The organism is Microbispora sp. NPDC088329 (assembly GCF_040685655.1).
Lineage (GTDB): Bacteria > Actinomycetota > Actinomycetes > Streptosporangiales > Streptosporangiaceae > Microbispora.
In genome coordinates this window covers 158,319-170,156 of the sequence record NZ_JBFBIP010000019.1, presented here as the reverse complement: position 1 = coordinate 170,156, position 11,838 = coordinate 158,319, and the positions used below count along the sequence as shown (strand labels likewise).

Genomic DNA, 11,838 nt, shown 5'->3' with positions numbered 1-11,838 from the left:
TTTCTCACGCTCGGGCGTCCCTGAGGGGCGGGTCAAAACACAGACCCGCTCTGTCCACCGCTCGGGCCATAAATGGGGGGGGCCCCGCCGCCCGCGCCCCGGGGCCCGCCTTCTTGTGCGCCTACGCGGTTCCTCGGGTTACGAGAGCGGCGGGTAGGCGTTCTGCATGAGCTGCTGGAACTGGGCGGAGAACCAGTGGCCCGAGACCGGGGCGCCGCCGAGAGCACCGGACATGTTGTTGCCGTTCAGCGAGTTACCCGTGTAGGTCGGGTCACACATCCGGTCGAAGCCCTTGCCCTCGTCGTTGTCGATGGCGGAGCTGGAGCCGTCGGACTCACCCGGAGGCTTGATCCAGACGTAGGCGTCGAGACCGGCGGTGGGGTTCGCCTTCGGGCGCTCGCCCATACCGGCGCCGGACTGGTTGCACCAGTTGCCGGCGTGGATCCGGCGGTCGATGCGGGACTCGTTGACGAAGGTGTCCGGGTTGGTCGCCGTGCTCGCCTTGGTCGGACGGGCCGAGCCGCCCCAGCCGTTGCGGGAGGTGTCGATCAGCATGCCGATGGTGTTCGGGAAGCCCTTCGCCACCAGGGCGTTGCGCAGACCGACCGCGAAGGACTGCTCGTCCACGTACCAGTTCCAGTCGACCCACTTGGACTGGCGCACCGACTGGCCGCCCGGCGTGCTGTTGATGGTGAAGTACGGCTCGACCGTCGCGCCGAAGTTGGCGGTGTTCACGATGAAACCGTCGATGCTGTTCACGCCCGCGGTGGTGCCGGTCGCGACCTGGTGGAAGAGGTTCACCATCGGCTGGAAGTTGTTGTCCCAGCCGAGCCAGGCGTGGTGGGCCGCGTCCACGTAGGTGTAGACGTTCTTGATCGCGTGCAGCTTGTTCAGCGCGTACTGGACGCCCTGGACGTAGGCGCCCGAGGACTGGGCCTCCTGGCACGCCTGGAACGCGCTCACGTTGGTGATCAGGTTCGGCAGCGAGTCGGGCTCGATGATCGTCACGATGCGGAGGTTGGAGTACTTCGAGTCCGCCATGATCCCGGCGATCACGTCGATGTACTCGGACTTGTACCGCGCGAGGCCGTTCTGCGCGATCTTCAGCTCACCGTTGGAGGCGAGCGCCGAGCAGTCGCGGTTCGGCAGGTCGTAGATGACGACCTGGATCGTGAGAGGCGTGTTGCCATTGGCCGCGTCCTGCTTGACCGCCTCATCGAGGTGGTCACGCAGGCCCTTGCTGTTGTTGCCGGCCGAGCCGGAGGTGATCGCGGCGATGCGGTCCAGCCACACCGCCGTGGAGATGTTGGCGACCCGCGAGCCGCCCGGCTCGGACTTCGCGCTGGCCGACCAGTCCGGGTTCACGTAGCCCGTGGCGCCGACGTACGGGTTGTCCACGTGCTCACCGGGCGGCGGCGGCGAGGACGACGGAGAAACAGCCGGCGACGGGGACGCCGACGGAGAGGTTCCCGGCGACGGGGAGACCTGAGGAGAGGGCGAGACCTGCGAGGAAGGGGAGACCTGAGGAGACGGGGAGATCGGCGGAGACGGCGACACCGGGGTCGTGCCGTTGCAGGCCACGCCGTTGATCTTGAAGTCGGTCGGCGCGGGGTTGCTGCCGCTCCAGGATCCGTTGAAGCCGATGCTCGTCGAGCCGCCGTTGGCCAGGGACTTGTTCCAGTCCATGGCCGTCACGGTCACGTTGCTGCCGGACTGGCTCCAGTTGCCCGACCAGCCCTGGCTGACCTTCTGGCTGCTGTTGGGGAAGGTGAAGGTGAGCGTCCAGTTGTTGAGGGCGTCACCCAGGTTCTGAATGGTCAGGTTGGCCGACATGCCGCCCTGCCATTCGCTGGCACTGTAGTTGACCTTGCAGGCGACCGCGGCACTCGCCGATGTGGCGGTGGCGACGGCCGCCGTGGCGCCGAGGGCGAGCACGGCCGCCGCGACCAGGCCGCGGCGCACCGTGGAGCCCACGGCTCCCGGTCGGGGGGTGGATCTCATTGGGAAGGTCCTCCTGGCGATGAATACCTGCGCTTGGGAGCGCTCCCACGAACCATAGGCACCACCCCCGGCGCCGTACAGGGACCCGTCAAGGGCCGCACCGCCGCGGCGGGACCGACCGGCGTGCACCCGCCGTCCCATCAGGGCATCCATCGCCGTGTTACGACCGAAGTCGCCTGCCTGTTACTTGAAAGTTTCACCCATTCATAGATGAAAAGCGTGGCCAGAGCCCGGATGTCGGATCTGAACCACTCCCCCGCCGAGCGACGCGCGACGACACCACCCCTACCTGCTCACGAGGGGATACGGCCCGGCGGGTAGCATCCGTGAGTCACATAAATCGCGAATGGGGATCGTCATGACCGTCAAAGTGACCGTCACCGGCGCGGCCGGCCAGATCGGTTACGCGCTGCTCTTCCGCATCGCCTCGGGCCAGCTCCTCGGGGCGGACACCCCGGTGAAGCTCAGCCTTCTGGAGATCCCGCAGGCCGTGAAGGCGGCCGAGGGCACCGCGATGGAGCTCGACGACTGTGCGTTCCCGCTGCTGCGGGGCATCGAGATCTCCGACGACCCGGCCAAGGCCTTCGACGGCGCCAACGTCGCGCTGCTCGTCGGCGCCCGCCCGCGTACGAAGGGCATGGAGCGCGGCGATCTGCTGGAGGCCAACGGCGGCATCTTCGGCCCGCAGGGCAAGGCCATCAACGACCACGCGGCCGACGACATCCGCGTGCTCGTCGTGGGCAACCCGGCCAACACCAACGCGCTCATCGCGCAGGCCTCGGCTCCCGACGTGCCGGCCGAGCGGTTCACCGCGATGACCCGTCTCGACCACAACCGCGCGCTCTCGCAGCTCGCGAACAAGCTGAACGTGCCGGTGACCGAGATCAAGAAGATGACGATCTGGGGCAACCACTCCGCCACGCAGTACCCCGACCTCTTCCACGCCGAGGTCGGCGGCAAGATCGCGGCCGAGCAGGTCGAGCAGGAGTGGCTGCGCGACACCTTCATCCCGACCGTCGCCAAGCGCGGCGCCGCCATCATCGAGGCGCGCGGCGCGTCGTCGGCGGCGTCCGCGGCCAACGCCGCGATCGACCACGTGTACGACTGGGTGAACGGCACGCCCGAGGGCGACTGGACCTCGGCCGCCATCCCGTCCGACGGCTCCTACGGCGTGCCGGAGGGCCTCATCTCGTCCTTCCCGGTGGTGTCCAGGAACGGCCGCTGGGAGATCGTCCAGGGCCTGGAGATCGACGCGTTCTCCCGGGAGCGCATCGACGCCTCGGTGAACGAGCTGGTCGAGGAGCGGGACGCCGTACGCGCGCTCGGTCTCATCTGAGAGCTCTCACGTGAGGGGCGGGCCGGTCACCGGCCCGCCCCTCGCGTTTTCCCGGGCTTCCGCCCGTACGGTACGGCCTCGCCTGCCTGGGCAGTTGATGGGCATGGACGCGATGTACGACGTGGTGGTGCTCGGCCTGGGACCCGGCGGAGAGGACGTCGCGGGACGGCTCGCCGAGGCCGGACTCAGCGTCGCCGCGGTGGAGGCCGGGCTGATCGGGGGCGAGTGCGCCTACTGGGGCTGCGTCCCCTCCAAGATGATGGTGCGTGCCGCGGGACTGCTGGCCGAGGCGCGGCGGGTGCCCGGCATGGCGGGCTCGGTCCGGGTGTCCCCGCGATGGGCCCCGGTGATCGACCGGATCACCGGCGAGGGCACCGACGGCTGGAGCGACGACGCCAGGGCGGAGCACTTCGAGAGCGCCGGCGTCGACCTCGTCCGCGGCCGCGGCCGGATCACCGGGCCGCGGGAGGTGACCGTGGGCGGCCGGGTGCTGCGGGCCCGGCGCGGGATCGTCCTCGCCACCGGGACCAGCCCCGCCGTCCCCCCGATCGACGGGCTGGAGGACACGCCGTACTGGACGAATCGCGACGCGGTCGCGGCGCGGCAGGTGCCCGAGTCGCTGATCGTGCTCGGCGGCGGAGCCGTCGGCTGCGAACTCGCCCAGGTGTTCGCCCGGTTCGGCACGCGGGTGTCGGTCGTGGAGACCGCCGACCGCCTGCTGCCGCAGGAGGAGCCCGAGGCGGGCGTGCTGCTGGCGCGGGTGTTCGCCGGCGAGGGCCTCGAGACCTACACCGGCGTCGCGGCCGAGCGGGTGCGGCACGACGACGGCGGCTTCACCCTCGGGCTGGAGGACGGCCGGACCCTCCGCGCCGCGCGACTGCTGGTCGCCACCGGACGCAGAACCGACCTGGCCGCGATCGGCGCCGGCGACGCCGGCCTCGACGAGAGCGCCGGGTTCGTCACCGTGGACGACCGGATGCGGGCCGCCGACGGCGTGTGGGCGGTCGGCGACGTGACCGGCCGGGGCGCCTACACCCACGTCGCCGTCTACCAGGGCAGGATCGCGGCCCGCGACATCCTCGGCGAGGGCGGCCCGGCCGCCGACTACCGGGCGGTGCCCCGGGTCACGTTCACCGACCCCGAGGTGGGCTCGGTCGGCCTGACGGAGCGGGAGGCCCGGGAGGCCGGGCTCGACGTGCGGGTGGGCTTCGCCGCCGTCGACGAGTCGGCCCGCGGCTGGATCCACGGTGCCGGGCACGAGGGCTTCGTCAAGCTGGTGGAGGACGCGCGGCGCGGCGTGCTGGTCGGCGCCACGAGCGCCGGCCCGGCCGGCGGGGAGGTGCTCGGCGCGCTCGTGGTGGCGGTGCAGAACGAGATACCGACGGGGCGATTGCGGCACACGATGTTCGCCTACCCGACCTTCCACCGCGCGATCGAGGACGCGCTCGAGACGCTCGACGGAGCGGCGTACGCAATGGAGTTGTGACGAACCGGTGACGCCCCGGGCGGGTCCAATGCATGACCTCCTAGAAAGGGGAAAGTCATGCGGCACCCCACCCGGCTGATCTCATCGGTGCTGATCGGTCTCGCCCTGCCCGCACTCACGATCTCCGCCGCGGCCGTGCCCGCCGCGGCCTCCCAGGCGGGCACCGCGCGGCACTCGGCCCACCACTCGATCCGGTACGCCTCGGTCGACGCCTGCACGGTCAAGGACTTGGGCTCCATCCCCTGCCACACCTGGCGGCTGGACCTGCTCGACGGCGAGCGGGTGGCGCTGAAGGACGCGATGGTGGCGCCGCTGAACGCCAAGGGCAAGCCGGTCAAGGAGATGCAGGCCCCGTTCTCGGTCAGCGGCGACGGCGAGTCCGTGGCCTACTTCCGTAAGTCCGACCACCGCCTGGTGGTGCGCGAGTTCCACGGCTCTGCGCACGCCATGGGTCCTGTGCACGTCATGCCGAAGAAGCTCCTCCCGCGCGGCGTCGGCATGAACGAGGCGTGGGTACGGCTCTCCCAGGACGGCGCCCGCCTGATCCTCGGCTACGGCGTGAAGGACGGCAGCAGCCGGGCCCGGATCTTCGACGTCCCGGGGGCGCGCGAAACCGGCGCGCTTGCGCCGTTCGGCACGTTCAGGGGCTTCAGCGGTGACGGCTCAGCCGTCCTCGTGGACCAGGGCACCGACGAGAACACCACCGAACTGGCCGTCTACGACACCGCGGGCGGCGAGCTGGCCCGCGTCGTCCCGCCCGAGACGGTCGCCGTCAACCTCCCGTGGGGGCTGTCCTCCGACGGCCGCACGGTCGCGTTCGTCACCGGGGCCGGCAAGAAGGCGCGGCTGCGCTTCTACGACGCCACGACCGACCAGTCGGGAGGCTCCGTCCGCTTCTCCCTGCCGTCGGACGCCTCGGTGGAGATGATCGACTGGACCGGGGAGCACGAGGTGACGCTCCATCTCATCCGCTCGGCGACGGTCGACCGCGTGACCATCCTCAGGGTCGACACCAGCACGGGCGGAACCCGGGTGCGTGACTCCTACAAGGTCCGGGCCGGCACCTTCACCTACCAGAGCTGCGGCGGCTGATCCTGCCACCGACCTCACCGTCGCCCCTGCCATCGACCCTGCCACCGACCCTGCCGCCGCTACGGACATGGCCACCAGCGCCGCCACCTCGGAGACGACGGTGAGGCGCTGGGTGAGCCCGGCCGGCACCGTCCCGGGGTCGAGATTCAGCATCCGGAAGGCGTACGGCAGGACCACGAGGAGCAGCGAGCCGAGTGCGACGGTGCACAGCACGCGCACCAGGCGCGAGCGGGTGGCCCGGGCGACGAGCAGCCCGGCCAACGGCAGGCTGGCGAAGGCCGCGAAGGCCGCATAGCGGTGAATGTTGCCGGAGAGCGACAGCGGCAGCCCCTGCGGGTCGGTCGGGAACCCGGCCACCAGCAGCAGGCAGGCGCTCCACATGCCCACCAACAGCGCCGCACGCCGGTCCAGCCGGTTCAGCCGGTCCAGCCGTACGGCCAGCACGGCCGAGCCCACGGCGATCGACGTCAGCGAGACCGGCAGCAGCCAGCCCTGCGGCGTGTAGAAATACTGGCTGATCGTCGCCGTGAGCGGGTCGAGCCCCGCCACCAGATGTAACGCGAGCATCGCGGCGGCGCCCATCGCCACCAGCGCGTATCCCAAGACCATCCCCATGACTCATCACTGTGGCCGCGGGGAGGGCGGCGGCCCATCGGAGATCCACCCGAGCCGCCCCTGAGGGAACCCCTAGGGAGCTCAGGAGACGTCGGCCGAATCGGCGGGGGCCGTCTCAGGGGCAGAGGCGCGGAACCAGCGGCAGCCGTACCGGCCCATCGGGAAGCGGGCCCGGCCGTCGTCGGAGATCTCGACCGTGCCGTCCACGAGCAGGTCGGTCAGCACCGTGGACGAGTCGAGCCCCTCCAGCGTGATCTCCACCTCGGCCTCGGTCTCGCCGAGGTTGTGCACGGCCACGACCGTCTCGCCGTCACAGTCGGCCCGGTGGGCGAACACGGCGTCCACGCCGGTGTCGAGCACGGTGTACTCGCCCCACGCGAACTCCGGGCAGTCGCGGTAGTGCCGGATCAGCCGGGTGATCCACGACAGCAGCGAGTCGGGGTCGCGTTCCTGCGCGCTTACGTTGATCTTCTCGGGGCCGTAGTCCCCGGTGGGCATGGGGATCCGCACCTTCGAGGGGTCGGCGTCGCTGAAGCCGCCGTTGCGGTGCGGGGTCCACTGCATGGGCGTGCGGACGGCCTGGCGGCCCTCCAGCTCCAGGTTCTCCCCCATGCCGATCTCCTCGCCGTAGAAGAGCACCGGGGTGCCCGGCAGGGAGAACAGCAGGCTGTAGACCATCTTGATCCGCTCGATGTCGCCGCCCAGCATCGTGGGCAGGCGCCGGCGCAGGCCCCGGCCGAACAGCTGCATGTTCTTGTCCGGGCCGAAGGCCTGGAAGATCTCCTCGCGCTCGGCGTCGTTCAGCTTGTCGAGCGTGAGCTCGTCGTGGTTGCGGATGAACGTCGCCCACTGGGAGTCCCTGGGCGCCTTGGGGCGCTCCCGCAGGGCGGCGGCCAGCGGGCCGGCGTCCTCGCGGGCCAGCGACAGGTACGTCCGCTGCATGGTGATGAAGTCGAAGCACATGGTGATCTCGTCGCCGAGATCGTTTCCGAAGTAGCGCACCAGGTCGTCGTACGGCAGGTTGACCTCGCCGAGGAGGATGGCGCTGCCGTCGCGGCGGCTGAGGAAGGCCCGCAGGCAGGCGAAGAACTCGTGCGGGTCGGGCAGGTCGCCGCTGTCGGTGACCTGCTCGATGAGGAACGGCACGGCGTCCACCCGGAAGCCCGAAAGGCCCAGCTCCATCCAGAACCCGAGGATTCGGGAGATCTCGTCCTGCACCTCGGGGTTGGCGGTGTTCAGGTCGGGCTGGAACCGGTAGAACCGGTGGTAGTAGTACTGCTCGGTCTTCTCGTCGTACTCCCAGAGGCTGTCCTCCTTGTCGGGGAACACGACGCCCTTGGGATCGTCGGGCTCCGGCTTGTCGGACCAGATGTACCAGTCGCGATAGCGGGAGTCCCGGCTGGAGCGCGCCTCCTTGAACCAGGGATGCTGGTCGGAGGTGTGATTGACCACGAGATCGGCGATGACCCTGATGCCGCGGTCCCTGGCCACCCGCATGAACTCGACGAAGTCGCCGAGCGTGCCCAGTCGCGGGTCGACGTTGTAGAAGTCGGTGATGTCGTAGCCGTCGTCCTTGTCCGGCGTCGGGAAGAACGGCATCAGCCAGATGCACGTCACGCCCATCCGGTCAAGGTGGTCGATGCGCTGGATCGCCCCCCTGAAGTCGCCGATCCCGTCGCCGTTGCCGTCGGCGAAGGTCTCGATGTCGAGGCAGTACACGACCGCGTTCTTCCACCACAGATCGGAGGTCATGCTCAATCTCATGACCGTTCCCGCTGCCCGGCAAAGGAACGGTAAAACATCCGGCCCGCGCCGCCGGAGCGGCGCGGGCCGGCGCGGTACCGCTCGCGCGGCCCGTCACGGCCGCGACGTCACCGTGAGTCACGTCCTACAGCGGCGTGACCTGTTCGGCCTGCGGTCCCTTGTTGCCCTGAACGGTCACGTAGCTGACTCTCTGGTTCTGGTCCAGCGTCCGGTAACCGTTCGAGGTGATCGCCGAATAATGAACGAACACGTCAGCGGTGCCGTCGTCCGGAGCGATGAAACCGAAGCCCTTTTCGGCGTTGAACCACTTGACAGTGCCTTCAGACAACTGCTTCTCCTTCTTGGAAATCCCCACCATGTTCCCAGGTCGAGAGCATGAGGCTGCGTAGCGGATCGGCCGCGCGACCGCGTGAGACGCTGGAAGTACGCGCATATCCGCCGCCGGGATGACCCGGGTGCGCTTTTTACAAACCATGTTTTCAGGAATTGTCCACTGCGACACCCGCAGCCTGTACGGAGAGTACCCGCGATTACCCGAGGCTATGCCGGTGCTGCCATATACCAGCGAGCATGCCCGTCACCGCGCGTGAGCGAGTCGAGCCGCCGCGGCAGCTCCTGCCGGGAGAACGGGTCACCGGAGGCGTTACGGATGTGGATGCCCACGGCGTACATGTCCCGCACCTCCATGAGCGTGCCGTAGCCGGGCCACAGCCGCAGGTCCGAGCCGTACGCGCGGGCGAACTCGTCCACGTCGGCCGCCGACAGGCCGAAGCGGCGCTGCCCGTGGTAGGTGTGCACCAGGTCCCACTCGCGCGGCCCGACGGCCACGCCGTCCCAGTCGCACAGCACCACGTGCCCGTCCTGGCAGCGCAGCAGATTGTCGATCCAGGCGTCGCCGTGCAGCAGCACCGGCGAGCCGGTGTCCAGGTCGCGCCATCGCCCGGTGAGCTCCTCGATGCGGTCGCTCAGCCAGGACCGCTGGCCGGCGGTCAGCACCTCGGCCCGATGCTCCACCGCGTGCCGCACCTCGGCGAGCGGGTCGGTGAGCGTCCGCAGCCCCACCGGCGGCACCGGCTCACGATGCAGGCTGCGCAGCACCCGGCCGAGCTGGCGGGTCGTCGGGCGGCCCCGGGAGGGGACGTACCGCCAGAAGGTGATCACCCGGCCGCCGTGCACCATCGGCTGATCGGCGATCTCGTCGGCGGGCCGCACGGTCGGAAAGCCCCGGTCGGCGAGCCACCGGGCGACCGCCACGACCACCGGCAGCCGGGTCAGCGCGTCCGGCGCGGTCGCGATCCGCACCACCGTCTCCCCGCGCGCCGTGTCCCCCCGCAGCTTGAAGACGGCGTTGCTGCGCAATCGAAGGAGCCGCGCGCCCCGCGCGTCCAGCCCGATCTTCGCGCAGACCTCACGCAGGATCCCGAACGCCTCCTCGGCCAGCGACGCCGCTTCCATGGTCTTCATGGCGGTTTCAGGCGTTCTGGGTGGCGGACAGGTCCGCGGCGGGGAACAGCCCGCTGAGGGCGAGCGTGGGCGACGACTCCGACAACACCCGCCGCAGACGCCGTACGGCGGGCAGCGCGGGGTCGGCGTCGGCCAGCAGGGCCCTGGCCCGGGTGACGACGATCGAGGTGCGGTGCTCGGCGGGCACCTGCCCCAGCGCGTCCGCGGCGAGCCGGCAGGCCCCCTCGTGATCGCCGTTCCTGGCCAGGTGGCTCGCCTGGTCGAGCAGGATCAGCGCCGGGTCGATGGTGTGGAAGCCCGGAGGGAACCCGTCGATGCCCTGCACCTGCTGGGCGTCCCCCAGCTCGATGAGCGTGCCGGTGCGGTAGAACTTCATCCGCTTTTCCGTGAAGACGAAAGCCAGGTCGTCCTGGCTCATGCCGCGCATGCGGGCGAAGATCTGCTCCGCCTCGGCGAGGGCGATCCTCGCGGCCTTGCCGTCTCCCATCCTGGCCAGTGCCCGTGCCTCGGCCGCCGCCGCCAGCGCCGCCGGCGAACTGGGTGCCGAGCCTGCCAGCATCCGCGCCTCGCGGGCCAGCCGCACGGTCTCGTTGAGGTCGCCGTAGTAGTACAGAAGCATGGTCTGCTGGGCCCGCACCAGCGCCCGCAACCGCAGGTCGCCGACATCGTCGGAGGCGGCGCGGGCGGTGCCGTACCAGGCGTGCGCCTGGCGGGTGTCGCCCAGCTTCATCAGCGCGTCGGCGGCGAGCAGCGTGAGCATCGTGGTCGCGGTGAGCAGGCGGCGCTGCACCGACGCCGGCTGACGGGCTGCGCTCAGCCGGCGCACGTCGGAGATCTCCAGCATGACCCGGCAGAGCATCGGCGTCGGCGGGGTCGTCATGTACTCCCTGCGGTAGCGCAGCACCTGCTCGTCCAGCCGGTCGAGCTGGTCCTCGCTCACCGTGCCCGCGGCCAGCGTGCGGTCGAGGTCGTGGCGCACGCCCTCGACCTCCGCGAAGAACCGGCCGCTCGGCGGGCCCATCAGCATCGCCTGGTGGAACAGCGCCCTGCGCTCCGCGTCGTCGGCGGCGGGGTCCTCGGTCCGGGCCTGCTCACCGGTCTGCCCCGGCCCCACCACCACGATCTTCTGCCCGCCCGGGTCCTCGCAGTAGTCGGCGGCCAGGCCGAGCCGTACGGCGTTGGCCCGGTAGAGCCGGGCCAGCAGGTCGATCGTCTGCGGGCGCGGGCGCGCCCGGTTGTTCTCCCAGGCGTTCAGCAGATCGATGCTCGCCCGCGGATGACCGAGGTTCTGCTGCTCGCACAGGTGCTCCAGCTCCTCGATCGCCTGTCGCGCCGACCACCCCCGGCCGAGCCGGTGGGCCTTCAGCAGGCTGACGCCACAGCACCCGTGAATCGCCTGGACGGTCTGCCAGAGCGTCCACTGCCGGACCTGTGCCTGTTCGCGCCAGCGACGCGCGCAAGCGGGTGAGTGCTCTCCGCGGGCCATGTGCACGCCCTCCACTGGTGAAGCGGTCCCCGTTTACGGTTGTTTCCCCACGGTAAACACGCAGGCACACAACCTCCCGCGACTGTTATGCCTTCGTGTCCGCGAACTCGTGTCTGTTCCACGGAATCCGGCGGAGTTCCCTGCCTGTTGCACGGTTTCGGGAATTCCTCATCATTGCCGGTGGGTCGTTGCGGGTTCACCCTTTCCGGTGATAGGTCGTGACGTTCCCCCGGAGGCTGACGATGACGACGACGGCAGACCGCAGCGAGGCGATGGACCACCTGGAGCGGCTCGCCGCCCAACTGGAGGCCCACTCCTTCCAGGTACGCGTGACGGCGCCGGCCGGCCTTTACCCGCGTCTGCGCGTGATCAACCCCATGGCGCCCACGATGGCCGAGGACGTCCTGGCATCAAGCGCCGGTGACGGCGAGTGGTGGTACTGGCTGTCCTGGGCCGGCCGGATCGGGCACGCCTCCGACGTGGTCACCGCGGCCGAGCGCATCGCCAGCGTCCTCCACGTCATCCGCCGCTGAATCACGTAGGAGACGCCCCCGACTTCGCCCGTTTCCTCCTCGCGGACCCCGACTGGGACGA

9 protein-coding genes and 1 pseudogene are annotated in these 11,838 nt (G+C 70.2%); 4 read left to right on the top strand and 6 right to left on the bottom strand.

Annotation, left to right across the window (positions count from 1 at the left end; translation table 11 throughout):
• Positions 1-138 precede the first annotated feature (138 nt).
• A complete protein-coding gene (locus AB0O28_RS29935) occupies positions 139-2,001 on the bottom strand; it encodes a glycoside hydrolase family 6 protein (RefSeq protein ID WP_363645884.1) in 1,863 nt (620 codons plus the stop codon).
• Positions 2,002-2,359: 358 nt separating this feature from the next.
• Here AB0O28_RS29935 and AB0O28_RS29930 point away from each other — a divergent pair, with 358 nt between their 5' ends.
• The 3 genes from AB0O28_RS29930 (at position 2,360) to AB0O28_RS29920 (ending at position 5,915) form a co-directional block, all read left to right on the top strand.
• Entirely contained in the window at positions 2,360-3,337 is a 978-nt protein-coding gene (locus tag AB0O28_RS29930) for a malate dehydrogenase (protein WP_363645883.1), read from the top strand.
• 103 nt (positions 3,338-3,440) lie between these two features.
• Positions 3,441-4,823, top strand: coding sequence for an NAD(P)/FAD-dependent oxidoreductase (locus tag AB0O28_RS29925; RefSeq protein WP_363645882.1), 1,383 nt, complete (start codon positions 3,441-3,443; stop codon positions 4,821-4,823).
• A 57-nt stretch (positions 4,824-4,880) separates the two neighbouring features.
• Complete coding sequence (locus tag AB0O28_RS29920; RefSeq protein ID WP_363645891.1) at positions 4,881-5,915, top strand: hypothetical protein; 1,035 nt, start codon at positions 4,881-4,883, stop codon at positions 5,913-5,915.
• Between the two features lie 120 nt (positions 5,916-6,035).
• Here the strand turns inward: AB0O28_RS29920 and AB0O28_RS29915 are convergent.
• The 5 genes and pseudogenes from AB0O28_RS29915 to AB0O28_RS29895 form a co-directional block, all read right to left on the bottom strand.
• Positions 6,036-6,482: pseudogene (locus AB0O28_RS29915) on the bottom strand (DUF998 domain-containing protein); the annotation flags it as partial.
• Between the two features lie 129 nt (positions 6,483-6,611).
• Positions 6,612-8,282, bottom strand: a complete 1,671-nt coding sequence (locus AB0O28_RS29910) for an alpha-amylase family protein (RefSeq protein WP_363645881.1) — start codon at positions 8,280-8,282, stop codon at positions 6,612-6,614.
• A gap of 136 nt (positions 8,283-8,418) precedes the next feature.
• The gene (locus tag AB0O28_RS29905; RefSeq protein WP_030511616.1) at positions 8,419-8,622 is read right to left on the bottom strand and encodes a cold-shock protein; all 204 of its coding nucleotides are present in this window, start codon (positions 8,620-8,622) and stop codon (positions 8,419-8,421) included.
• Positions 8,623-8,834: 212 nt separating this feature from the next.
• Complete coding sequence (locus AB0O28_RS29900; protein ID WP_363645880.1) at positions 8,835-9,758, bottom strand: aminoglycoside phosphotransferase family protein; 924 nt, start codon at positions 9,756-9,758, stop codon at positions 8,835-8,837.
• A gap of 7 nt (positions 9,759-9,765) precedes the next feature.
• Positions 9,766-11,244 (bottom strand): XRE family transcriptional regulator, encoded by a 1,479-nt coding sequence (locus tag AB0O28_RS29895; RefSeq protein WP_363645879.1) that lies wholly within the window; start codon positions 11,242-11,244, stop codon positions 9,766-9,768.
• A 242-nt stretch (positions 11,245-11,486) separates the two neighbouring features.
• On the opposite strand from AB0O28_RS29895, the gene AB0O28_RS29890 reads away from it, so the two are divergent.
• Positions 11,487-11,777, top strand: a complete 291-nt coding sequence (locus AB0O28_RS29890; protein WP_363645878.1) for a hypothetical protein — start codon at positions 11,487-11,489, stop codon at positions 11,775-11,777.
• The last annotated feature ends 61 nt before the right edge of the window (positions 11,778-11,838 follow it).